The 21,790-nt window shown below is 73.1% G+C and carries 20 protein-coding genes; 5 read left to right on the plus strand and 15 right to left on the minus strand.

Annotated features, from left to right (window positions below):
- Positions 1 to 58 precede the first annotated feature (58 nt).
- Positions 59 to 1,078 carry an enoyl-CoA hydratase/isomerase family protein gene (locus LHA35_RS17625; RefSeq protein ID WP_226610413.1) on the minus strand — a complete coding sequence of 340 codons (1,020 nt, stop codon included), beginning with the start codon at positions 1,076 to 1,078 and terminating at the stop codon, positions 59 to 61.
- A 77-nt stretch (positions 1,079 to 1,155) separates the two neighbouring features.
- Here LHA35_RS17625 and LHA35_RS17630 point away from each other — a divergent pair, with 77 nt between their 5' ends.
- The gene (locus LHA35_RS17630) at positions 1,156 to 1,641 is read left to right on the plus strand and encodes an MgtC/SapB family protein (protein WP_226610415.1); all 486 of its coding nucleotides are present in this window, start codon (positions 1,156 to 1,158) and stop codon (positions 1,639 to 1,641) included.
- A gap of 51 nt (positions 1,642 to 1,692) precedes the next feature.
- Here LHA35_RS17630 and LHA35_RS17635 read toward each other — a convergent pair whose 3' ends face one another.
- Both LHA35_RS17635 and LHA35_RS17640 read right to left on the minus strand, forming a co-directional pair.
- Positions 1,693 to 2,127, minus strand: coding sequence for a phage holin family protein (locus LHA35_RS17635; RefSeq protein ID WP_226610418.1), 435 nt, complete (start codon positions 2,125 to 2,127; stop codon positions 1,693 to 1,695).
- A gap of 18 nt (positions 2,128 to 2,145) precedes the next feature.
- Positions 2,146 to 2,493 carry a hypothetical protein gene (locus tag LHA35_RS17640; RefSeq protein WP_226610420.1) on the minus strand — a complete coding sequence of 116 codons (348 nt, stop codon included), beginning with the start codon at positions 2,491 to 2,493 and terminating at the stop codon, positions 2,146 to 2,148.
- Positions 2,494 to 2,665: 172 nt separating this feature from the next.
- Here LHA35_RS17640 and LHA35_RS17645 point away from each other — a divergent pair, with 172 nt between their 5' ends.
- From LHA35_RS17645 to LHA35_RS17655, 3 genes are all read left to right on the plus strand, one after another.
- Positions 2,666 to 3,736, plus strand: a complete 1,071-nt coding sequence (locus tag LHA35_RS17645; protein WP_226610423.1) for an ABC transporter ATP-binding protein — start codon at positions 2,666 to 2,668, stop codon at positions 3,734 to 3,736.
- A 62-nt stretch (positions 3,737 to 3,798) separates the two neighbouring features.
- A complete protein-coding gene (locus tag LHA35_RS17650; protein ID WP_226610425.1) occupies positions 3,799 to 4,530 on the plus strand; it encodes a superoxide dismutase in 732 nt (243 codons plus the stop codon).
- Between the two features lie 195 nt (positions 4,531 to 4,725).
- Positions 4,726 to 5,769, plus strand: coding sequence for an SDR family oxidoreductase (locus LHA35_RS17655; protein WP_226610427.1), 1,044 nt, complete (start codon positions 4,726 to 4,728; stop codon positions 5,767 to 5,769).
- A 168-nt stretch (positions 5,770 to 5,937) separates the two neighbouring features.
- On the opposite strand, the gene LHA35_RS17660 is transcribed toward LHA35_RS17655, so the two are convergent.
- The 10 genes from LHA35_RS17660 to LHA35_RS17705 form a co-directional block, all read right to left on the minus strand.
- Entirely contained in the window at positions 5,938 to 6,924 is a 987-nt protein-coding gene (locus LHA35_RS17660) for an acetamidase/formamidase family protein (protein WP_226610429.1), read from the minus strand.
- A gap of 157 nt (positions 6,925 to 7,081) precedes the next feature.
- Entirely contained in the window at positions 7,082 to 7,834 is a 753-nt protein-coding gene (locus LHA35_RS17665; protein WP_226610548.1) for a hypothetical protein, read from the minus strand.
- Positions 7,744 to 8,730: a magnesium/cobalt transporter CorA gene (gene corA / locus LHA35_RS17670; protein ID WP_226610432.1), complete on the minus strand. Its 987-nt coding sequence runs from the start codon at positions 8,728 to 8,730 to the stop codon at positions 7,744 to 7,746. Before corA ends, LHA35_RS17665 begins: the two co-directional genes overlap by 91 nt.
- A 257-nt stretch (positions 8,731 to 8,987) precedes the next feature.
- Entirely contained in the window at positions 8,988 to 9,941 is a 954-nt protein-coding gene (locus LHA35_RS17675; protein WP_226610434.1) for a tripartite tricarboxylate transporter substrate binding protein, read from the minus strand.
- A 254-nt stretch (positions 9,942 to 10,195) separates the two neighbouring features.
- Positions 10,196 to 11,158 (minus strand): Bug family tripartite tricarboxylate transporter substrate binding protein, encoded by a 963-nt coding sequence (locus tag LHA35_RS17680; protein ID WP_226610436.1) that lies wholly within the window; start codon positions 11,156 to 11,158, stop codon positions 10,196 to 10,198.
- A gap of 198 nt (positions 11,159 to 11,356) precedes the next feature.
- Positions 11,357 to 11,713, minus strand: coding sequence for a hypothetical protein (locus LHA35_RS17685; RefSeq protein ID WP_226610439.1), 357 nt, complete (start codon positions 11,711 to 11,713; stop codon positions 11,357 to 11,359).
- A gap of 214 nt (positions 11,714 to 11,927) precedes the next feature.
- Complete coding sequence (locus tag LHA35_RS17690) at positions 11,928 to 13,274, minus strand: DUF2254 domain-containing protein (protein WP_226610441.1); 1,347 nt, start codon at positions 13,272 to 13,274, stop codon at positions 11,928 to 11,930.
- A complete protein-coding gene (locus tag LHA35_RS17695; protein WP_226610442.1) occupies positions 13,271 to 14,287 on the minus strand; it encodes a mechanosensitive ion channel family protein in 1,017 nt (338 codons plus the stop codon). The genes LHA35_RS17690 and LHA35_RS17695 overlap by 4 nt, the downstream gene beginning before the upstream one ends.
- 224 nt (positions 14,288 to 14,511) lie before the next feature.
- Positions 14,512 to 15,039 (minus strand): DUF421 domain-containing protein, encoded by a 528-nt coding sequence (locus LHA35_RS17700; RefSeq protein WP_226610444.1) that lies wholly within the window; start codon positions 15,037 to 15,039, stop codon positions 14,512 to 14,514.
- Between the two features lie 62 nt (positions 15,040 to 15,101).
- Positions 15,102 to 16,193 (minus strand): PRC-barrel domain-containing protein, encoded by a 1,092-nt coding sequence (locus LHA35_RS17705; protein WP_226610446.1) that lies wholly within the window; start codon positions 16,191 to 16,193, stop codon positions 15,102 to 15,104.
- 234 nt (positions 16,194 to 16,427) lie between these two features.
- On the opposite strand from LHA35_RS17705, the gene LHA35_RS17710 reads away from it, so the two are divergent.
- Positions 16,428 to 18,320 carry an ABC transporter ATP-binding protein/permease gene (locus LHA35_RS17710; RefSeq protein ID WP_226610448.1) on the plus strand — a complete coding sequence of 631 codons (1,893 nt, stop codon included), beginning with the start codon at positions 16,428 to 16,430 and terminating at the stop codon, positions 18,318 to 18,320.
- 42 nt (positions 18,321 to 18,362) lie between these two features.
- On the opposite strand, the gene LHA35_RS17715 is transcribed toward LHA35_RS17710, so the two are convergent.
- The gene (locus LHA35_RS17715; protein WP_226610450.1) at positions 18,363 to 19,019 is read right to left on the minus strand and encodes a response regulator transcription factor; all 657 of its coding nucleotides are present in this window, start codon (positions 19,017 to 19,019) and stop codon (positions 18,363 to 18,365) included.
- Positions 19,009 to 21,558: a PAS domain-containing protein gene (locus LHA35_RS17720; protein ID WP_226610453.1), complete on the minus strand. Its 2,550-nt coding sequence runs from the start codon at positions 21,556 to 21,558 to the stop codon at positions 19,009 to 19,011. Before LHA35_RS17720 ends, LHA35_RS17715 begins: the two co-directional genes overlap by 11 nt.
- Between the last annotated feature and the right edge of the window lie 232 nt (positions 21,559 to 21,790).

Below are 21,790 nucleotides of genomic sequence, written 5' to 3' on the forward strand. Positions count from 1 at the left end.
GCGAGCTCGCCGCGCGGGCCGCCCGCGGCCGCGACGCCGCCATGGTCCGGCGCGCCGCTCACCCCGCGAACAGCGCCCGGATCGCCGCCGGGTCCACCGCCTCGATCACCGCCGGCGTCCAGCTCGGCTTGCCGTCCTTGTCCACCAGCACGCTGCGCACGCCCTCCCGGAAGTCGGGATGCCTGTTCACCACGTTGCGGGTCAGCGCCAGCTCCATCTCCAGGCATTCGTCGAGCGTCGCGCCGGCGCCGCGCCGGATCAGTTCCAGCGAGACGCAGAGCGAGGTGGGCGACATGCGGCGGAGGATGGCGATCTGCTCGCGCGCCCAGTCCGTGCCCTCCGCCTCCAGCGCCGCAAGGATGGCGGGCATGCTGTCGAGCGCGAAGCAGCGGTCGATGGCGGCGCGGTGCGGCGCGAAGGAGGGCTCGGGCGGCGCCTCGGCGAAGCGCTCCACCACCGCGGCATCGCCCTCCAGCAGCGCCGCGCGCAGCGCGGGCAGCTTCGCCTTCGGCACGTAATGCGTGGCGAGGCCGGCATGCACGGAATCCGCGCCGCGCAGCCGCGCGCCGGTCAGCGCCAGCCAGGTGCCGACCGCGCCCGGCAGTCGCGGCAGGATGTAGGAGGTGCCGACATCGGGGAACAGCGCGATCGCCGTCTCCGGCATGGCCAGCAGCGCGGCCTCGGTCACCACGATCGGGCGGTTGTGGATGGAGACGCCGATGCCGCCGCCCATGCAGACGCCGTCGATCAGCGACACCCAGGGCTTGCCGAAGGTGGCGATGCCGCGGTTCACGGCATATTCCTCGGCGAAGAAGGCCTCGATCGCCGCCGTGTCGCCATCGATCGCCAGTTGCCGGATGCGGCGGACATCGCCGCCGGCGCAGAAGGCCTTGCCGCCGGCGCCTTCCAGCACCAACAGCTTCACCGCCGGGTCGTCCTTCCAGGCATCGATCGCCGCCTGGAAGCCGCGGATCATCGCCTGGTCGAGGGCGTTGAGGGTTTTCGGCCGGTTCATCAGCAGCGTGCCGGCCGCGCCCTCGCGCCGGGCCAGGATGGTCGGTTCCGTGGTCTCGCCCATGCGCCCTTCCCCCGTTCGGTTCTCCGCCATCGCCTAACCCTTCGGCGGGCCCCGGGCAACCCGAGCGGCGCGCGGCCATGTTGCCGAACGCGATCATCCCGCCGGCGTTGGCCGGGCATGGACCCCTCAGACCTGGTGCCGAGCTTCCGCAACCTCGCCTTCCGCATATCCGCGACCTCGGGATCGCCTATCTCCTGGCCTTCGTGATCGGCTGGAACCGGGAGCGCGAGGACCACAGCGCCGGCATGCGCACCTTCCCGCTGGTCGCCATCGCGGCCTGCGGCTTCATCCAGGGGACGGAGGCCCTGCTCGATGCCTATCCCGAAGGCCGGGCGCGCATCATCGAGGGCGTGATCACCGGCATCGGCTTCATCGGCGGCGGCGCCATCATCAAGGGCGGGGGCGAGGTGCACGGCACCGCGACCGCCGCCGCGCTCTGGGCAACCGGGGCGATCGGCATCGCGGTCGGGCTGGGGCAGTACCATGTCGCCCTGGTCATCTGCCTGTTCACGGCACTGACCTTCTTCGTGCTCAGCCGGCTGAAGCCGAAGCCGAAAAGCTGAGCGCGGGAGGGCAGGGCGCCCTCCCGCCGAGCCTGTTGGCCGATCCGGGCCTCAGCGCCGGGCCAGCAGCCCGACGACGACGGCGGTCAGCGCGGCGCCGACCATTCCCTTCTTGGCGGACTGGCTGCGGAGCAGCGGCAGCACCATCGCGGCCTTGGCGGTGGAATCGCCCACCTGGCGCAGCGCGTCATCGCGCACGCGCTGTGCCTCCAGCGCCACCGGGTCCTCCGCACGCCGTGCCGCCAGCCAGAAGAGGATCGCGGCCAGCACCAGGTCCACGGCGGCGACGATCAGCGCGGCGGAAAGAGCGCTCCGCCCGTCGGACAGCCAGATCAGCGCCGCGACATGCAGCATGACCAGCAGCATCAGGCCGAAAACGGCGGCTGCCGCGCCGAGGCTCGCCTGGATGGCGTAGCCGCGGCCGGTCCGCTTCCAGCGCAGCGCCTCCGCCTGGGCGGCCAGGTGGAGCAGTTGGAACATGCGCATGCGCGGCCGCCCCCCGGATCAGTGCCGGTCGCGCGGATAGACGTAGGTGTTGCTGCCCATCAACCGGCCGATCAGGTAGCCGGCCGCGGCGGCGATCGCGACCGCGGTCAGCGGGCGCTCCCGCACCGTGTCGGTGATGGCGTCCATCTGGTCCTCGACCGTCTCGCGCGCGCGGTGCGCATAATCCTGCACCTGGTCGGCGGCGCCGGCGAGGGCGGGCGTCACGCGCTCCTGCATCAGCCGCTCCACCTGCGCGCGCAGGCGGGCCAGTTCCTCCCGCGCATCGTCGCTCACGCGCTGCGCGGAGGCCTGGGCTTGGTTGCCGAGGTTCCGGGCGTCGTTGTTGAAATCATTCGCGGCGCTCATGGCGTGCTCCTTCCGCAGGGGTAACTTGGCGACGGAACGCCGCCGCGCCGCCAATGGTTCCACCTTGCGACCACAGGGCGGCGGGGGGTGTGAAGCGTCCGACGCGGAGGCTAGACCGGTTGTCCACGCGCCGTGCGTCAACTCGGCGCAATCGCGCTCCGGGGGAATTCGCATGGATGCGCCGCTGCTGCGCTTCGAGTCGGTGCGCAAGCCCGCGCTCGGGCTGCATGGGATCGATCTCGCCCTGCCGCGCGGGGCCTGCACGGTGCTGCTCGGCCCCGCGGGTGCCGGGAAATCCGGCGCGCTGCGCCTGATGGCCGGCCTCGCCTCGCCCGATACCGGCCGGCTGCTGCTGGAGGGTGGCGACTTCCACCGGCCGCCGCCGGGCTGGCGCGGCACCGGCACCTTCCTGCCGGCCGAGGCGCTGCCGCGCGGCCGCAGCGTCGAGCAGGTGGTGACCGAACTCCTCCGCGGCCTGCCGCCGCGCGAGCGCGCGGCGCATCTGGCGCGCGCGCTGACCGCGCTCGGCCTCGACGGGCAGGAGGCGACGCCGCTCTCCCGCCTCTCGGCCCCGCAGCAGTGCCGCGTGGCCCTGGCGCGCGCGCTGGCGCCGCAGCCTTCCCTCCTGCTGCTGGACGATCCGCTGGAGGGGCAGGAGCATGCCACCCGGCAGCGCCTGGCGCTGGAGTTGCGCGCCCTCGTCCGGCGCTTCGGCCTGACCGTGGCGGTCGCAACGCGGGAGGCGGAGGAGGCGATGCTGCTCGCCGACCACCTGGCGGTGCTGGAGGAGGGCCAGGTCGCCCAGGCCGGCACGCCGCAGCAGGTCTATGAGGAGCCGGCCTCTGCCTTCGTCGCCAGCCTGGTGGGCGAGAACAACCGCCTGCCCGGCACGGTCATGGCGCTGGACGGGGAGGAGTGCCAGGTGCGGCTGGATTGCGGGCCGGAACTCTGGGCGCGGCGCGGTGATGCCGGCGGCCCGGGCAGCCGCTGCATCGTGGCGGTGCGGCCGGAGCGCGTCGCGGTCGCGGCGATGAGCGCGGAGGAGATGGGGGAGGGGGCGCTGCCCGCCACGCTGCAGGACGTGATCTTCCTCGGCGACCATCTCCGCCTGCTGCTGGCGGTGGGGCGGGGCGGGGCGCTGGTGGCCAGGCGCCCGCCCGGCAGCCGGGTGCCGCGCATCGGCGGGCCGGCCTCCGTCGCCTGGGACCCCTATGCCGCCTTCGCCTTCCGTGCCTTGCGATGATGCGAGGCCCTTGGCCCTGCCGCTGGGGCTATTATGTGCCGGCAAACGGGAAGGAGAGTGCCATGTCCCCGCTGACCCGCCGCCGCGGCCTGCTGCTCGGCGGTGCCGCCCTGCTGGCCGCGCCGCGCACGGTTTTCGCCCAGGGCACGGCGCCCGCCGCGCCCACCGGCCCCTTCACCCTGCCGCCGCTGCCCTATGCGCCGGAGGCGAACGAGGCGGCGATCGACGCCCAGACCATGCAGATCCACCATGGCCGGCACCATGCCACTTATGTGAACAACCTCAATGCGGCGGTGAAGGACCATAGCCGGCTGCATGCCATGCCGATCGAGGAGATGTTGGCCAAGATCGGCGAATTGCCGGAGGGCATCCGGACCGCCGTGCGCAACAATGGCGGCGGCCATGCCAACCACGCCATGTTCTGGGGCATCATGGGCGGCCGCGGCGGCCAGCCGGGCGGCGAGTTGATGGCCGCGATCCAGCGCGACCTCGGCGGCTGGGACCAGTTCCGCAGCCGCTTCGAACAGGCGGCGAACACGCAATTCGGCTCCGGCTGGGCCTTCGTCACCGTGACGCGGGAGGGCAGGCTGGCCATCGTGCAGAAGCCCAACCAGGACACGCCGCTGATGGAAGGGCAGCGCGTGCTGATGGGCAACGATGTCTGGGAGCACGCCTACTACCTGCGCTACCAGAACCGCCGCGCCGAATACACGCGCAACTGGTGGAACGTGCTGAACTGGGACGCGATCGGGCAGCGCTACGCCGCGGCGAAGGCCGGCACGCTGAAGGTCTGATGCCGCGCCACAAGTCCTGACCGGCGGCCGCCACCGGCGGCTGCGGCCCGCCGCACAGGCGGGGTTCTCCCGGATGCGGCCAGGCATCCGGGCCGTCGGTAAGCGGTGGCCCGAGGTCCGGGCCGGAACCGGGGGGGAACCGGCAACCGGGCGGCGGGTTCAGCCCGCACCCCCCCTGTCCCCGAGGTTCCCCCCATGCCGCATCTCCGGCTGAAGCCGCTGTCGCAGCAGACCATCGTCATCACCGGCGCCAGTTCCGGCATCGGCCTCGCCACCGCCCGCCGCGCCGCGCAGGCGGGCGCGCGCGTCTTCCTCATCGCCCGCAACGAGGACGCGCTGCGGAGGATCGTGGAGGAATTGCGGGCGCGCGGGGCCCAGGCCGATTTCGCCGCCGCCGATGTCGGCGACCGCGCGGCGCTGGAGGCGGCGGCCGAGGCCTGCCGGCAATCCTTCGGCGGCTTCGATTCCTGGGTGAACGACGCCGGCACCTCCATCTATGGCGAGATCGAGAAGACGCCGATCGAGGACCAGCGGAAGCTGTTCGACACCAACTATTGGGGCGTGGTGCACGGCTCGCTGATCGCGGCCAAGGCGCTGCGCGGCCGCGGCGGCGCCATCGTCAATATCGGCAGCGTGCTGTCGGACCGCGCGATGATCCTGCAGGGCACCTATTCGGCGACGAAGCACGCGGTGAAGGCCTTCACCGATGCGCTGCGGATGGAGCTGGAGCGCGACGGCGCGCCGATCAGCGTCACCCTCATCAAGCCTTCCGGCATCGAGACCGCCTTCCAGGAGCACGGGCGGAACCTGCTGGACAGCCCCGGCATCCGCGTGCCGCCGCCCGCCTATGACCCGCGGCTGGTGGCGCGCGCCATCCTGCATGCCTGCGAGCACCGCACGCGCGAACTGGTGATAGGCTTCGGCGGCCATGCCATCGCGCTGATGGGCCAGTTCTTCCCGCGCGCGACCGACCTGGTGATGGAAGCCGTGGGCTACACCGCGCAGTCCAGCCGCAAGCGCCCGCGGCCGGAACGCGCGGACAACCTGCACGCACCGCGCGAGGACGGGACGGAGAAGAGCCTGACGCGGCCCGTCGCGCCGGTGCGCAAGACCAGCCTGTTCCTGGAGGCGCAGCTCCATCCCGCGCTGACGGCGACGGTCATGGCCGGGCTCGGCGCGCTGGTGCTGGGCGCGAGCGCGGCGCGACGCATGGGCGGCAGGCGGGCGCGCTTCTTCTGACGGAATGGGGGGCTTTGCCCCCCTCGTTGGCGGCAGCGCCGCCAACCCCCGCCAAGGGCCGAAAGGCCCTTGGCCCCCCGGATCATGCCAGCCTGCAGGAGCCCTGGCCGGCAGCCGCCATCGGCGGCTGAGGCCGCGGACAGGCGCCGGCCTGTCCGCGGGAGGGCATCAGAACAGCAACCCCTTCTTCAGCAGCCCGTGCACGCCCTTCTCGCCGTTCACGGTCTGCGTCACATGGAAATCCACCGCCAGGCTGCAGAGCTGGTAGGCATCCGCGGCCGAGAGGTTGGTGCGGGAGACGATGAAGGCGATCATCTCGCGCAGCGCCTGCTTCATGGCGAGGTCGAGATCCTCATGCATCCCCATGGAGATGTAGTGGGTCCTCGTCTCGGCGCGCGGATACTTCAGCACCGGGTCCTTGGCGCCGCCGCCCTTCTCCAGGCTCAAGCGGAAATGCCCGGTCAGGCACATCTCGAGCGCGTTGATGCAGACCTCGCCGTCGCCCTGCACGCCATGGCCGTCGCCGGCGGAGAAATTGGCGCCCTCGACGAAGACCGGCAGGAAGAGCGTCGCGCCCTCGCCGATCTCCTTCGCGCCCTCGCCGATCTCCTTGTTGTCGAGGTTGCCGCCATGCGCCCGCGGCTCCTTCGTGCTGATCTGCCCCCACTCCGGCGGCGGCGCCACGCCCATGACGCCGAAGAAGGGCGAGAGCGGCAGGGTGACGCCCGGGCCGACCGGCACCTTGCAGGTCATCGCCTGCCTGTCGACCGGGATGTGCAGCACGCGGGCATAGGGGAAGTCCTCCGGCAGCGTGCCCACCAGCGGGCGGAAGCCGCAGAAGCCCCAATCGGCGCCAAGCTCGATCTTCTCGATGTCCACGCGCAGGCAGTCGCCCGGCTCGGCGCCCTTCACCGCCACCGGGCCGGTCAGGATATGCGGACCGAGACGCGGCACGCCGCCGGCATGGATCGCCGCCAGCTTCTCCGGCACCGCCATGCCGCTGCCCGGGGGCGGCATCACCTCCTTCGCGCCCGAGAGGCATTCGAGGATGACCAGGTCGCCCGGATCCACCTCCGCGACCGGCGCGAAGGAGGCATCGAAGGCGCCCCAGCGGACATTCGGGATGGTCGGCTCGATACGGTGCGTGGCAGGCATGCGGGCTCCCCCGGCGGAATCACCCCGCATGGATACGGGGCGGCGGCCTGTTGGCAAGGGGCGTGCCGATCCGATGAGGCGCGGATGGGCGCGATGCCCGGCAGCGGGACCCTGCCCTGCGGACCGGCCTGCGGAGGCGCACGCGGGGCGCCGCGCCTCAGCCCGGCCGGCCCAGCCGGGCGCGCAGCCGCGCCCGGTCCTCCGGGCAGATGCGGCCCAGCCGGGCATATTCCTCCGGCGTGTCGATGGCGGCATGCGCCGCCTCCCGCGCCTTGCGCATCCCGGCGAGGGCCGGCTCGATCGCCTGCCGCAGCCCCTCCTGCAGGGCGGCGACCGCGGCCTCCATGGTCGGGCCGCGTCCCTCGGCGCGGCCGGCCCAGGCCTCCGCCGCCTGGCGCGCCTCGGCCGCAGCGTGCCGCAGCGTCGCCCGGTTCACAGCCACATGGCGGCGCTCATGCGCCTCCACCGCGCGCCACAGGCAGCCGCCCTCGGGGATCTCGCGCGCGATGCGGATGCGGTGCTCGGTCTGGGCCAGGCGCAGCGTCACGCGCGCCGGCCGGGCGCAGATGCCGCCCTCTCCCTCCCGCCAGCGCGTCTCCATCTCGCTCCCCCAGGCGACGCGAGAGGTGGTGAGGCCCAGATGATGCAGCCGCGCGCCTGGCGGGGCGGCGGCCCCGCCCTCCGGCGGCACGATGCGCCCGGCGGCCGAGAGCACCGGCGGCGGATCCTCGAGGACGAGCTCGACCCGCGCCGCCCCCGCCGGGCAGCCGCCCGCCTCCTCCGCGGCCAGCGCCGGCGCCGCCAGGGTCAGCGCGATGGCTACAGCCAGCCCTTGCGCTTGAAATAGACGATGGGCAGCAGGGCCGAGACGATCATCAGCAGCAGCGCCATCGGATATCCGAGATCCCATTGCAGCTCCGGCATCCGCTCGAAATTCATGCCGTAGATGCTGGCGATGAGCGTCGGCGGCATCAGGGCCACGCTCGCGACGGTGAAGGTCTTGATGATGGCGCTCTGCTCGACATTGATGATGCCGAGCACCGCGTCGAGCAGGAAATTGGCCTTGCTATTCAGGAAATTCGCATGCTCGACCAGGGACCGCACGTCCCGCACCAGGGACTTGATCAGGGTCTGGTTCTCCTTGCGCACGGCGGTCGCCTTCTCGGCGGTCAGGAAGGTGAGGATGCGGGAGAGGCCGAGCAGCGTCTCGATCGCGCGCGTCGTCACCTCCCCCACCTGGCCGAGGGTGATCAGCACATCGCGCAGATCGGCATCCTTGCGGGTCGCCTTGACCTTCGCCTTGGCGCTGCGGAAGACCGACTGGCTGGCGCGGTCCATATCGGCGGCGATGCGCTCCAGGTTATCCGCCAGCCGGTCCACGATCTGCTCGAACAGGTGCAGCATCACCCCGTCCGGGGAGTTCAGCAGGGCGGCGGGGGTGCGGTGGCAGCGCGCGCTGAACACCGCGAAGGCCTTGGGCGTCGCATAGCGCACGGTGGCGAGCGTGTTGTGGGCGAGCACGAAGGTGATGGCGGTGGAGCCCATCTCCCCGCCATCCATGCCATACAGGAAGGGCGCGGTCAGGAAGAAGGCATCGTCTTCCTTGTAGAGGCGCGAGGAGCTTTCGATCTCCTGCATCTCCTCGCGCGTCGGGATCTCCAGGCGAAGGGCGGCCTGCACCATCCGCTCCTCCTCCTGCGTCGGGGTCAGCAGGTCGATCCAGATCGCGCGCCGCAGCGCCTCCACGTCATGCGGGCCCTCGCGCACCAGCAGAGCGCCATTGTCGACGGTATAGGTGGTCAGCATCTGGCGATCCCCCGGCCGGACGGGCAACGGGCTTCTAGAGCAGATCAGCGCGGAGCGGAAACGCCCGGGGGACGTGACCCTCCTCGGCAGGTCCGCCGGCCGGCCTCATACCGACCGGCGTGAATCCTGACTTGCAGCCGCCATCGGCGGCTGGGGCCGCGAATGCGGCCCGCGGCTTATGCCACGTCGCCAAGCCGCCGCAGGCGGCGCCGGCGCCTGAGGCCGCATGAATGTGTTGGCATTCATGCGGAACAGTGTCACTCCCGCCAGGGATGCGCCGCCCAGAGCTTCTCGTACTGCGCCCGCAGCGCCAGCAATTCGGCGCGGTACTCGTCCGGGCCCAGGAAGCGCAGCGGCAGGTTCTGCTGCACCGCGGCCTTCTGGAATTCCGGCTCCTCCACCGCGCGCCGCACCGCCTGGGCTAGCCGGTCAAGCACCGGCCGCGGCACGCCGGCCGGCGCCGCCACTCCGCGCATCGATCCCTCGACCACCTCGAAGCCCAGCTCCTTCGCCGTCGGAACCTCCGGCGTCACCTCCCAGCGCTGCGGCCCGAGCTGCGCCAGCGGGCGGACCAGCCCCTGCCGCCAGTCGGTGATGCCCTCCGCCATGTTCACCACCGCGACCGCCAGGGTCTTCGACAGCAGCGCGGTGCGCACCTGGGAGGAGCCGGCGAAGGGGATGTGCAGGAATTGCACGCCCGCCTGCCGCTCCAGCGCGAGCATCGCCAGGTGGTCGTCCGACCCGATGCCGGTGGTGCCGTAGCCGATCGTGCCGGGCGCCTTGCGCGCCGCCGCCAGCAGGTCGGCCAGGCTGCGATAGGGGCTGTCGGCCAGCACCCAGATCCCGCCCGGATCATCGACGATATTGGCGATGGGGGCGAAGTCCTCCAGCCTGAAGCGCGCCTGCCGCTCGATCGGCACGGTGAGGAGGCCGGGGGTGTTGGTGAAGCCGATGGTATAGCCATCGGGCCTGGCGCGGGCCAGTTCGCTCCAGCCGATCTCGCCGCCCGCGCCCGGGCGGTTCACCACCACGATGGGCTGGCCCAGATCCTTCTCCATGAAGCGCGCCAGCGTGCGCGCCGCGGCATCGGTGCCGCCGCCGGCGGCATAGGCGATGATCATGGTAATGGGGCGCTCGGGGTAGGGGGCCTGGGCGGCGGCGGGTGCGGCCAGCAGGCCCGCGAGGGCCAGGGCAAGGAATGAGCGGCGCATGGGCGAATCCTCCGGCGGGCGCCGGGCGGCGCCCCTTGCCGGGGTTGGACCATGGCCGCCGGGGCCTGGCAATGCGGCGCCGGGGCCGCCCAGGCGGCGTGCATCGCGGCGGCGTGCATCGCGGTCGTGCCGGCGCGGTCGCTGTCCCGGCGCGCGGCCACCGGGCCCGGGCGGGCGCGCCCGGCTGCATGCCGTCCCGCAGACATGCCGGCGCTTATCCGCGGCTTGCAGGTCCAGGCCCTTGCCGGCCGGCCTCACTCCCGCCAGGGATGCGCCGCCCAGAGCTTCTCGTACTGCGTGCGCATCGCCACCAGCTCAGCCCGGTACTCGTCCGGTCCCAGCAGGCGCAGCGGCAGGGAGAGCTGGGTCGCCACCGCCTGCCATTCCGGATCGGCCGCCGCCTGCCGCGCCGCTTCCACGATGCGGTCCAGCACCGGCCGCGGCAGGCCGGCCGGGGCGGCGAGGCCGCGCATCGAGCCCTCCACCACGTCGAAGCCCTGCTCGCGGAAGGTCGGCACATCCGCCATCACCGGCCAGCGCGTGGTGCCCATCTGGCCGATGGCGCGGAACATCCCCTGCCGGTAGTCGCCGATCGCCTCCCCGATATTGGTCACTGCCAGCTCGATCTGGCGCGACAGCGTGGCGGTGCGCACCGGGGCGCCGCCGGCGAAGGGCACATGCAGGAATTTGGTGCCCGTCACCCGCTCCAGCGCCAGCATCGCCAGGTGGTCGTCCGACCCGATGCCGGAGGTGCCGTAGCTGATCTGCCCCGGCCGCTTCTTCGCCTCCGCCACCAGGTCGGCGACGCTGCGGATCGGGCTGTCCGGCAGCACCCAGATGGCGCCGGGATCGTCGACGATGTTCAGCACCGGGGCGAAGTCGTCCAGCCGGAAGCGGGCCTGCGGCCGCTCGATCGGGATGGTGACGATGGTCGGCGTGTTGATGAAGCCGATGGTGTAGCCATCGGGCCTCGCGCGGGCGAGTTCGGTGAAGCCGATCTCGCCCGCCGCGCCGCCGCGATTCGTCACCACCACGGGCTGGCCGAGATACTTTTCCATGATCCTCGCCATCGGCCGCGCCGCAAGGTCGGTGCCGCCGCCGGCCGGGAAGGCCACGATCATGGTGAGCGCCCGGTCGGGAAAGGACTGGGCCCGGGCGGTACGGGTGCGGGCGAGCGGCATGGCGGCCAGCCCCGCCAGAAGGGCGCGACGCTGCATGGTGGTTCCTCCCGTTCGGCGCGGCGTGGCGCGCTCTGCTTGTGGCGGGATCGGACCATGCGGGCGGGGCGCTGGCAACAGCAGCGAGGGCCGCCCGGGACCGGCGGGGCAGGGGTGCCGCCCCCGTGGGGGCATCCGTGGCGGGACCGTCCGGCACCGGTCCCGCCGCGGGGCTCGAGGCGGGGGAGCCCGGGCGGCTCAGCGGGCCCGGATATAGGCCACCCCGGCATCGTCGCCGCCGCCGACCAGCCACGCCTCGCGGCCGGGTGCGGCAGGCGCCGGCGCCAGGTATTCCACCACCTGCCCGTCGCCCTGGCTGCCCCCGAAGCGGGCGGGCCGCCCGGGCTGCGAGGGCAGGCCGGCGCCACCGCCGCCGCCGGGGGTGCTGTAGACAATGGTCATGGTGTCGCCGCCGCCCGAAATGGTGGCGCTGCCGCCGCCGAGGATGGCCGCGCCCCCCGGCACCTGGCCGGTGCCGGCCAGCGGGGCCTGGGCCTGGGCCGCGCCGGCGGCCAGGACGACTGCGAAAATGCCTGCAAATGCAATCTGCTTCATCATCGTATCTCCGTCATCGCCGCGATCGGCGATGACCGGAGGATGCGCGGGTGACGTGTGAAGGGCCGTTGGCGCGGCCGTGGGAAGCGGGCGGCCAGGCGTGGTATCGGCGACCGCCTCCGCGGGGCGGGACGGCGCCGCCGGCCTCCGGGCATCCTGATCTCCTCCGGGGCCAGGCTCCCTGATCGGGCCGGAACCGGTTCAGGGAGGCAGGTCAGGCCGCGCCATGCCTTGGCCGGGAGGCCAGGGCCGGCGCGATCATGCCGAGGGCGGCGGGAAGCCGGGCATGCCGCTCCTCGATCGCCGCCCGCGCCGCGGTGTCATCCGTGCCGGCCAGGGCCGCCTCGCGCGCCAGCGCGGCATGGCGGTACAGCGCCTGCCGGCGGTCCGGGTCCCGCTCCACCGCCCCGACCTCGGCCAGCACCTCCAGCAGCCGGATCATGACGGCCGGCTGGCCGGCGCCGTTCTGGCGCAGCATGTGGAACATGGCATCCAGCAGGCCCGGATAGTCGGTGGCCGGCCGGACAACGCGCAGCCGGCCACCCCGGACAGTGTGCCCGTCGGGCAGTTCGCGCCCGGCGAGGTCGCAGAGCGCAGCCCCCAGCCGGTCCAGCACCGCGATGGCCGTGAAGGGATCGTTGATGCCGGGCGACAGGGCGCGCAGCCCGACCTCGACCAGCTGGCGGACCGCGAATTCCAGGTCCTGCTCGACGCTGCGGGTGTCGCCGAGCGACATGGCGCGCCCGAGTGCGGCCTGCGCCTCGCCCTGCGCCCCGGCCGGCGCCACCTCGCCGATCACGCTGCAGGGGAAGACGAAGCCGCCCGGCCGCAGGCGAAGGCAAAGGGTGGCATCATGCTCCTCGGCCCAATCGGCCAGCGCCGCATCGTCCAGCACCCGCAGATAGCCTCCGCCCGGTGCACGCAGCGGCGCGGTCTCCCCGGCCGGATGCAGGCCGGCCTCCGCGCGGCCCGACCGGTCGGCCGGCCGCTCGCCGCGCGGCAGCGCGGTCAGCGCCGCCGAGAGATCCCCGTGCACCAGCGCCACCACCCGCTCCACGCTGATGGAGGTGGCGACGTGGTGCAGGAACCAGATCAGCACGCCGACGCAGCCGAAGGCGAGCAGCAGCGCCACCGAGACGGCGAGTTGCGGCACGAAGTCCCCGCCCTCCGCCTCGTGCACCGAGCGCAGCGCGACCAGGGAATAGGCGAAGGTGGCGACCAGGGCGCCGAGCGCGTACTGGTTGCCCGGGTCGCGGGTGAAGTTGCGCAGCAGCCGCGGCCCCATCTGGTTGGAGGCCAGGGTCAGCGCCGCGACCGTGATGGAGAAGGTGGTGCCGGCGACGCCGATCATGGCGCCGGCGATGACGCCGAGCACGTCGCGGGCGCCGGATGTGCCGCCGGCATAGACCCAGCCATCGAGCGGGGCGGGCAGGTCGAGGCTGCCCTCGCTCTGCACCAGCAACTGGGCCAGCAGGATCGCGCCCAGGGTCATGACCGCCGGCCGCAACCAGAAGGAGGCGAGGAGATCGGCCCACCACTGCCGCAGCTGCGTGGCGGTCACCGCGCCGCGGGTCCCGCTGCCGCAGTGGTGGCATTGATAGTGCTGCCGCGTCCTGCGCCCCCGCCGTCCGGCCGGCGCATCCCGTCCATGGCCCGCCAGCGCGGCTGCGGGTTTCCGCCGCCCGGCCGGGCCGGCCATCCTTCCCGCTGCCGCGCGCGATCGCCGTCCGTCGCCTCGGTCTGATCGTGCAGCAGGATCTGCTGCGTCGGGTAGGGCAGGTCGATGCCGGCATCGGTCAGTGCCGCCTTGGCGCGCTCCAGCACCCGGTCGATCACGTCGAGCGCCTCCACCCGCTGCGGCGGGTCGATCCAGAAGAAGAGGTCGAGCTGCACCGCGAAATCGCCCAGTTCCGCGACCCGCACCACCGGGGCCGGCTCGGGCAGCACGCCCTCCGCGCCGCGCGCGGCCTGCAGGATCACCCGCTTGGCGGCCGCGATGTCGTCGCCATTGCCGATGCCGAAGCGCAGCGCGAGGCGGCGCCGGTCATAGGCGGTGTTGACCAGCACCTTGCCGGAGAAGAGGTCGCTGTTCGGGATGACGGCGCGGCGGTTGTCGTAGGTACGGATGGTGGTGGCGCGGATCTGGATGTCCTCCACCGTGCCCTCGAACTCGCCCGCCTTGATCTGGTCGCCGAGCCGGAAGGGCTGGGTCAGCAGCAGCAGGATGCCGGCCAGCATGTTCTGCAGGATGTCGCGGAAGGCGAAGCCGATGGCGACGCCGCCGATGCCGAGCACGCCGAACAGGTCCGCCGCGCTGATCGAGGGGAAGGCGATCGCCGCCGCGACGAAGATGCCGAGCAGCACGGTGAGCCCGGCGCCGATCCGGCCGAGCACCAGCGCCAGGCCCGGCGGTCCGGCGCGCAGCGCCACCGCCCGGGCGACCGCAGCGCGCACGGCGCGAGCGAGCAGCAGGAAGAGCCCGAGGACCAGCAGCCCGAGGAGGAGGCCGGGCAGCAGGGCGAGTGTCGCATCCGCCAGCGCGCGGATCCGGGTGAGTGCGGCATCCAGATCCATTGGGATCGTGTCCTGTCCGTCTGCCAGCGGCAACGATGCGGCGGGCCCGCGGTTCGTCCCCCGGCGCCCTGGGTGGCGGCGTCGTCACGCCGGCCGCGCGAATGCCTGACCCATGGCCGGCGGTCCTGCGGCCGGCATGGCCCTCTCGTTGGGCGCGCAGCCGCCACACCAACCCCTGTGCGCGATACGCCTCGCGGAAAGCCGGGACTTTCCGGCGGCGCGTGTCAGACCTTGGCCGCCGGGGCGCAGACGCCGCGCAGGGCCTCCATCTCCCCGCTGCCTGCGGCCGAGGCGGGGATCACGCTCAGGCTGCCATCGGTCTCCAGCACCACCGCCGCGGCATCCGCCGGCTGCGCCACGCCGGAGGAGCGCAGCGCCGACACCACCTCCTCCCGCGTCACCCGCTGGCCTTGCATGGCGCTCTCGAGGAAGCGGCCGCGATGCAGCAGCAGCGTCGGCTCCGACTTCACGAGCGCACCGAACCGGCTCGAGCGGACCGAGAGGGAGGCGACCAGGTACTGCAGCCCGACGAGCAGGATGAAGGCGAAGACACCGTCCGCCAGCGCCACCGAGCGGTTCAGCAGCACGGTCGCCAGGGTGGAGCCGAGCGCCACCGTCACCACCAGGTCGAAGGCATTCAGCTTGGCAAGCGTCCGCTTCCCCGAGACGCGCAACAGCAGGACGAGGGAGGCATAGGCCAGCGCCCCCACGACGAGGATGCGCAGCAGGGAGGACCAGGATTCGAAGAACATGTGCGGCGGCTCCGGCAGAAAGGGAGGGGCGGGCAGCCACCCGCCCCCGCCCCAATGTCCGGCTACCCGGCCCGGTTCTGCTCCTGCTGCTGCCAGAAGCGATCGATCTCCTGGCGGCGCTGGCTGTAGGTCTGCGGATTCGAGAAGGCATCCAGGTCCACCTTCGGTGCCTTCTCCAGCGCGTCCTCGCTGGTGTTCAGCACGAACATGTCCATGTTCGGCGTTGCCTGCAGCCGCTGCCAGGGCACCGCGATGTAGTCCTGCCCGATGCCGAGGAACCCGCCGCGCGCCAGGATCACGTAGCTGATCTGGCCGTTGTTCGGGTCGACGATCACGTCCTCGACACTGCCCAGGTATTCGTCCTTCGGGTTGCGCACATCGGTGCCGGTGACGTTGTCGGCGCGGAAGGCGCGGCTCATCTGGCTGACCGGCTGCGCGCTGGCGAGCTGCTGCTGGCGGTAGGTGCCCATCCGGCCGGCATCCGCCCCGGCCTGGCGCAACTGCTGGCCATACTGGCCATAGGCCTCGCGCAACTCGGAGAGCACGGTCTGGCAGCCCCGCTCCTCGCCCCGCTGGGCCATCACCATCGCGGCGGCGTGCAGGGTGCGGATCTCCTGCATCGGCGGCACGCGCCAGTTCACATTGCCCCAGGGGCCGCCAACCGGCTGGCCGACCCCGGCGCGCGCGGCGGGCGCCGTGCCGATCGCGCCGCCGCCCTGCGCCTGCACATCGGCGGCCCGGGCGCGGGCCTCGGACCCCGCGCGCGCGTCGGTGTTGCCGGTGCCCGGCGCGGTGTGGACGGCGGTCTGGTCGCTGCGGGTGGTGGCGGTGGTGGCCGGCCAGCCATAGCCGCTGCGGTAGCCGCTCAGCCAGAGGCCCTCATTGCGCATCTGCTGGCGGAAGGCCTGCAGGTCGTTGAGGCATTGCTGCGCCTGCGGCTGCTGGCCGGCCTGGGCCTGCTGCTGCCCGCCACCCTGCTGCTGCGCGGCCTGCCCGCCCTGCTGCTGCTGGGCTTGCCCGCCCTGCTGCTGGGCCTGCGGCTGCTGGCTGCGCTGCTGTGCCTGCGGCTGGCCCTGGGGCTGCGCCTGCTGGGCCGCCACGAATTGCGGTGCGAGGAGCAGGACGGCGGCGGTGCCCAAGAGAAGATGCTTCATGTCGTGGCCTCCCGGATGCAGTGTGACGCCCGTCCTGGTCGCGATCGCGGGCCGCGGCCAGGGCGAGTGCCCGGCAGGTGGGCACCGCCCCCCTTGCCCTCGACCCCGGGACATTCCCTAGGAAACCGCTGCCGTGCCGGAGCGGACCGCCGGCCGGCCGGATGAGGCGCGCATCGGTTTCCTAGGGGGAAGCACGAGCTCGTCGTGCCGGGTCTGGCCACGCAGATTCCAGGCATGCGCGAGCGGCAGGACAGGGAAGAGGAGCCGGCAGAGGGACCGGCACGCCCGTGGGATGCGGGGGGCGACGGGCTGCTGCGCCGATTCCTCCGTCTCGCCGGCGGCTACTACGCGTCGGAGGAGCGGCGCTCCGCCTGGATCCTCACGGCCTGCGTGCTGGGCTTCACCATCCTGCAGGTCCTGGTGCAGATCCGCCTCAACCTCTGGAACCGCGACTTCTTCGACGCCCTCGAGAACCGCGACCTCCCGGCCTTCTCGCGCCAGATCGGCCTCTTCCTGGTCCTCGCCCTGGCCGGCATGGCGGTCGCGGTGCTGCAGCTCTATGCCCGGCAGACGCTGCAACTGCGCTGGCGTGCCTGGCTCGTCCTGCATCTGCAGCAGCGCTGGCTGGAGCGTAGCCGGCACTACCGCATGGGTTTCGCGGCGGAGGCCGCCGACAACCCCGACCAGCGGATCAGCGAGAATACCCGCTGGGCCACCCAGCATGCGGTCGAGATGGCGGTCGGGCTGCTCCAGGCCGGCCTGATGCTGGTCTCCTTCGTCGGCATCCTCTGGACCCTCTCCGGGCCGCTGCATGTCGCATTCGGGGCGAACGAGTTCGCCATCCCCGGCTACATGGTCTTCGCCGCGATCCTCTACGCGATGGCCGGGTCCGGCCTGACCTGGCTGATCGGCCGGCCGATGGTGGACATCAATATCCGCCGCAACCAGGCGGAGGCGGACCACCGCTTCGCCCTGGTCCGCCTGCGTGAGAACTCGGAAGGCGTCGCGCTGATCCGCGGCGAGGCGGATGAGGAGCGCGGGCTGCGGCACGGCTTCGCCCGGGTGACCGGCGCGATGGCGGAGCTGTTCCGCACCGAGCGGCGGCTGATGTGGCTGACCTCCGCCTACGGGATGCTGCTGACGATCTTCCCGGCCCTGGTGGCGAGCCCGCGCTACTTCGCCGGCGCCATCACCCTCGGCGTGCTGATGCAGATCACCGCCGCCTTCTACCAGGTGACCACCAGCCTCAACTGGTTCGTGGACAACTGGCCCCGCCTCGCCGACTGGCGCAGCCATGCCGAGCGGGTGCTCGCGCTGGACCGCGCCTTCGGCGCCGCCGAGCCGCCGCCGGGCAGCAGCGGGATCGAGGTGACGGAAGGGCCGGCGGAGGATGGGCGCGAGGTCCTCGCCTTCCGCCGCCTCTCGGTTGCCAGCGCCGACGGGGCCAGGGTGATCCGCGAGGCGGAGGCCGAGATCCGGCCAGGCGAGCGGGTGCTCATCACCGGCGAGAGCGGCATCGGCAAGTCCACGCTGTTCCGCGTGATCGCCGGTCTCTGGCCCTGGGGATCCGGGCAGGTCCGGGTGCCGCCGCACGGGCAGGTGATGTTCATGCCGCAGCGGCCCTACCTGCCGCTCGGCACGCTGCGCGCGGCCATTGCCTACCCCGCCGCCCCCGGGCGCTTCGCCGATGCGGCGATGCGCGCGGCGCTGGAGCGCTGCGGGTTGGCGCATCTGGCCCCGCGGCTGGAGGAGGCGCAGCGCTGGGACCGCATCCTCTCGCTCGGGGAGCAGCAGCGGCTCGCCTTCGCGCGGCTGCTGCTGCACCGGCCGCGCTGGGTCTTCATGGACGAGGCGACGGCCGCGCTCGACGAGGCCAACCAGGACGCAATGATGCGGCTGTTCCGGGAGGAGCTGGAGGGTACCGCGCTGGTCTCGATCGGCCACCGCCCGGGGCTCGACGCCTATCACGACCGGACCCTGACGCTGGTACGGGGGACGGAGGGCGCCAGGCTCGAGGCCCCGCGGGCCCGGCCGCCGGCGGCTGCGCTGCCCCGGCGGCGGCCGGCCATGGCCGGTGGCCAGCGCCATGCGCGGGCCACGAGCCGCAGGCGGGAGGCGCGGGGCTGAGCGGCCCGCCGGCATCCGGACCGCCAAGCGGCAGCCTCAGCCTCAGCCTCCGCGGCGCGCGGCGGGCGGCGCCGGCGGCAGGCCGGCCGCCAGCGCGATCCGCACCGCTTCCGAGAGGCTGCCGGCGCGCAGCTTGGCCATGACATTGGCGCGGTGGATCTCGACCGTGCGCGGGCTGAGGCCGAGGTCGAGCGCGATGACCTTGTTCTGCCGGCCGGCGACGAGCCCCTGCAGCACCTCGGTCTCCCGCGGCGTGAGCGTGGCGAGGCGCGCCGCGGCCTCGGTTGCCTCCCGCGCCCGCTCCAGCGCCTCGTCACCGCGCCCGAGCGCCGCCTCGACCGCCCGCAGGATGGTGGCGCCGGCATAGGGCTTCTCGATGAAATCGCAGGCACCGGCCTTCATCGCCTCGACCGCCAGCGGCACGTCGCCATGCGCGGTGACGACCACGACCGGCAGCTGCAGGCCGCGCGCCGCCATCGCGCGCAGCACCGCAAGGCCGTCCATCCCCGGCATGCGGATGTCGAGCAGCACGCAGCCGAAGGGCAAGCCGTTCTCCGCCGCGCGCAGGAAGTCCTCGCCCGAGCCGTAGGACCTCGCCTCGATCCCCGCCGCCTGCAGCAGCAGCGTCAGCGACCGCCGGACCATCGCCTCGTCATCCACGACATGGACGCTCCGTGCCGCGCCGTGCTCAGCCTGCATCCATGTGCTCCTCCTGCCGGACGCGCAGCACGGGCAGCACGAAGCGGAAGACCGTGCCGCCGCCCGGCCGCGCCGCCGCCTCCAGCCGCCCGCCATGCCCCTGGATGATCGAGCGGGAGATGGAGAGGCCGATGCCCATGCCATCCCGCTTCGTCGTCACGAAAGGCTCGAACAGCCGGCCGTCGAGATCCGCGGCGAGGCCCGGCCCGCTATCCGCAACGCTCACCTCCACCGCCTCCGGGCCGTCCGGCGCCGTCGCCACCAGCAGCTCCCGCCGCGCCGCGCCGCGCATCGCCTCCGCCGCGTTGCGCACCAGGTTGACCACCACCTGCTGCAACTGCACCGCATCGGCCAGCACCGGCGGCATGCCGGGCGCGAGGTCGAGGCGCAGCGTGGCCTCCGCGTCCGGCGTCCCGGCCAGCGCCAGCGAGACCGCCTTCTCGACGATCGCGTTGAGGTCGGTGGACCGCTTCTCGGTGTCGCCGCGGCCGACGAATTCCCGCAGCCGCTGCAGGATGCGCCCGGCCCGGACCACCTCCGCCGCCGCCTCCGCCATGGCCTCGCGCGCGGCGTCCAGCCGCGCCGGCTCCGCCGGCCCGTCGCCCGCCAGGAACAGGCCCGCCGCTTCCGCGAAATTGGCTGCGGCCGTCAGCGGCTGGTTGAGCTCATGCGCCAGCGCCGCCGCCATGGCGCCCATGGCGTTGATTCGGGCGACGCGGAACAGCTCCGCCTGCGTCTCGCGCAACTGCGCCTCGGCATGCCGCCGCGCGGTGATGTCGCGCGACACGCCGACGATGCCGAGCGTGGCGCCCGACGCGTCGCGCCAGGGCGCCTTGGTCGAGAGCAGGATGCGCCGGCCGCCGCCGGGCAGCGCGACCTCGTCCTCGGCCACGCGCACCTGGCCGGTGGCGATCACCGCGCGGTCGGTCGCCTCGAGGGTGGCGGCAAGGGCGGGGTCCACGATGTCCGCGGCACGGCGTCCGATCGCCGCCTCCACCGTGGTCCCGAGCAGGCCGGCCGCGGAGGAGTTGAGGATGACGTAACGCCCCCCGGCATCCTTGGCGAAGATCGGGTCGGCGCTGCCTTCCAGCACCGAGGAAAGCAGGTCCCGGCTGCGCCGCAGCGCGGCCTCGGCCTCGCGCAGGGCGGTGATGTCGTTGCAGGCCTCGACCACGGCCAGCGCCTCACCGGCCTCGCCGCGGCGCAGGGCCCAGTGGCTGGCGACCACCACCAGGGCGCCGTCGGCGCGCCGCTGCCGCAACTCGCCCCGCCATTCGCCGCGGGCCAGCAATTCGGCCTCGATCTCGGGCAGCGGGCGCGGGAACTCCGTCTGCAGCAGCGCATGCGAGTTGCCGCCGAGCGCCTGCGACCGGGACCAGCCGAACAGGCGCTCCATCCCCGAAGTCCAGAGCGTGATCGCACCGCCCGGCTCGCGCACCAGGACCTGTGCCCGGTCGAGCGTCTGCAGCAGCGCCTCGCGCTCGGCCGCCCGTCGTTGCCGCTCCGCCTGCGCGGCCGCGAGCATGCCCGCCACGGCATTCACCTCCCGCACCGGGGTGACGAGCGGTGCCTCGTCGGAGCCCGCCGCAGCGATCCCGGCGAGCGCCTCGATCGGGCGGGCGATGCGGCGCGCGACGGCATGGGCCAGCCCGGCTGCGAGGGCACCGAGGAGCAGGCCGAAGGCGGTCGTGAAATAGAGGGAGCGGCGCAGCGGTGCCGCGAAGCTCGCCTCCGGCAAGGAGACGACAGCCGTCCAGCCGGCGATTCCGGAGCGGGCGAAGGCCGCAACCACGATGGTGCCTTCATTCGCCTCCGTCCGGATCCAGCCTTGTTCCCGGTCGCCGATGCCGTCCAGCATGTGGGCCGGCAGCCGCAGGCCGGTGTAGCGGGCGTGCTCGGCGCTCCGCGCCGCCACGATGCCGTTGCGGTCGGCGAGGCTGGCGACCATGCCATCCGGCACCTCCTCCCGCCGCAGGAGGCTGCCGAGCACGGAGATCGGCACGTCGAGCCCGAGGAGGTACAGCACGTCCCCCTCCTTACCGCGGACCGGCGCCACAACCAGGAACGACCGCACGGCGTCCGCCGCCGCCGTGGCGATCACGTCGGACACCTGCGGCCTTCCTGTCGCGGCGGCTTTCCGGTCGGCCTCGCCGGGCGGCCTGTTCGCAGCCGGAGGCAGGGAGGATGAGCCGGTCTCGGCCAGGATCCGTCCTGCCGCATCCCGCAGCACGATCTCCGCACCCGCGGGGCGCGGGACCTCGAGCGCGCGCTGCCGGAAGGCGGCGAGATTGCCGGCGCGCAGGTAGTCCGAGGTCGCCAGCACCTCGAGCATCGCCTGATAGGTGGTCAGCCCACGATCAAGGGCGATGGCGATCTGCCGCGCGGCCTCGCGCGCGACACCCTCGTGCCGCGTGCGCTCGGCCTCCGCCATCCGGACGAGGAGGAATCCCCCGAGGGCGAGCATCGGCACCAGCAGGGCGGTGCAGAGCATGCCGAGGTGCCAGGCGAGGGGACGGCCCTGCGACAGGGGCTGCGGCATGTCCTGGCCCTCCAGCATGGCCGGGCCGACGCACGGCCCGGCGCCAGGACCGGCACCGGGGCGTCCCGGCCAGGACGTTACGCCCGGCAACGCCGCTGCCCACGCATCGGTTTCCTAGGGAGTGCCCCGGGGTCGTGTCGCCCGATGCATGGCTCCAGATGCCCTTCGCCTGTGGTCACACCGCCGGAGGAACCGGGCTCCGCCCATCACGAGCCGAGTCCTTCGTCCCCCG

The sequence above is a fragment of the Roseicella aerolata genome, from assembly GCF_020523605.1.
GTDB classification, from domain to species: Bacteria; Pseudomonadota; Alphaproteobacteria; order Acetobacterales; family Acetobacteraceae; genus Paracraurococcus; species Paracraurococcus aerolatus.

What these genes read in the sequence shown, in the direction of transcription:
- LHA35_RS17625 (WP_226610413.1), bottom strand. Translation starts at nt 1,078, where the DNA reads ATGGGCGAGACCACGGAACCGACCATCCTGGCCCGGCGCGAGGGCGCG.
- LHA35_RS17630 (WP_226610415.1), top strand. Translation starts at nt 1,156, where the DNA reads ATGTTGCCGAACGCGATCATCCCGCCGGCGTTGGCCGGGCATGGACCC.
- LHA35_RS17635 (WP_226610418.1), bottom strand. Translation starts at nt 2,127, where the DNA reads ATGCGCATGTTCCAACTGCTCCACCTGGCCGCCCAGGCGGAGGCGCTG.
- LHA35_RS17640 (WP_226610420.1), bottom strand. Translation starts at nt 2,493, where the DNA reads ATGAGCGCCGCGAATGATTTCAACAACGACGCCCGGAACCTCGGCAAC.
- LHA35_RS17645 (WP_226610423.1), top strand. Translation starts at nt 2,666, where the DNA reads ATGGATGCGCCGCTGCTGCGCTTCGAGTCGGTGCGCAAGCCCGCGCTC.
- LHA35_RS17650 (WP_226610425.1), top strand. Translation starts at nt 3,799, where the DNA reads ATGTCCCCGCTGACCCGCCGCCGCGGCCTGCTGCTCGGCGGTGCCGCC.
- LHA35_RS17655 (WP_226610427.1), top strand. Translation starts at nt 4,726, where the DNA reads ATGCCGCATCTCCGGCTGAAGCCGCTGTCGCAGCAGACCATCGTCATC.
- LHA35_RS17660 (WP_226610429.1), bottom strand. Translation starts at nt 6,924, where the DNA reads ATGCCTGCCACGCACCGTATCGAGCCGACCATCCCGAATGTCCGCTGG.
- LHA35_RS17665 (WP_226610548.1), bottom strand. Translation starts at nt 7,834, where the DNA reads ATGGGATCTCGGATATCCGATGGCGCTGCTGCTGATGATCGTCTCGGC.
- corA (WP_226610432.1), bottom strand. Translation starts at nt 8,730, where the DNA reads ATGCTGACCACCTATACCGTCGACAATGGCGCTCTGCTGGTGCGCGAG.
- LHA35_RS17675 (WP_226610434.1), bottom strand. Translation starts at nt 9,941, where the DNA reads ATGCGCCGCTCATTCCTTGCCCTGGCCCTCGCGGGCCTGCTGGCCGCA.
- LHA35_RS17680 (WP_226610436.1), bottom strand. Translation starts at nt 11,158, where the DNA reads ATGCAGCGTCGCGCCCTTCTGGCGGGGCTGGCCGCCATGCCGCTCGCC.
- LHA35_RS17685 (WP_226610439.1), bottom strand. Translation starts at nt 11,713, where the DNA reads ATGAAGCAGATTGCATTTGCAGGCATTTTCGCAGTCGTCCTGGCCGCC.
- LHA35_RS17695 (WP_226610442.1), bottom strand. Translation starts at nt 14,287, where the DNA reads ATGGATCTGGATGCCGCACTCACCCGGATCCGCGCGCTGGCGGATGCG.
- LHA35_RS17700 (WP_226610444.1), bottom strand. Translation starts at nt 15,039, where the DNA reads ATGTTCTTCGAATCCTGGTCCTCCCTGCTGCGCATCCTCGTCGTGGGG.
- LHA35_RS17705 (WP_226610446.1), bottom strand. Translation starts at nt 16,193, where the DNA reads ATGAAGCATCTTCTCTTGGGCACCGCCGCCGTCCTGCTCCTCGCACCG.
- LHA35_RS17710 (WP_226610448.1), top strand. Translation starts at nt 16,428, where the DNA reads ATGCGCGAGCGGCAGGACAGGGAAGAGGAGCCGGCAGAGGGACCGGCA.
- LHA35_RS17715 (WP_226610450.1), bottom strand. Translation starts at nt 19,019, where the DNA reads ATGCAGGCTGAGCACGGCGCGGCACGGAGCGTCCATGTCGTGGATGAC.
- LHA35_RS17720 (WP_226610453.1), bottom strand. Translation starts at nt 21,558, where the DNA reads ATGCCGCAGCCCCTGTCGCAGGGCCGTCCCCTCGCCTGGCACCTCGGC.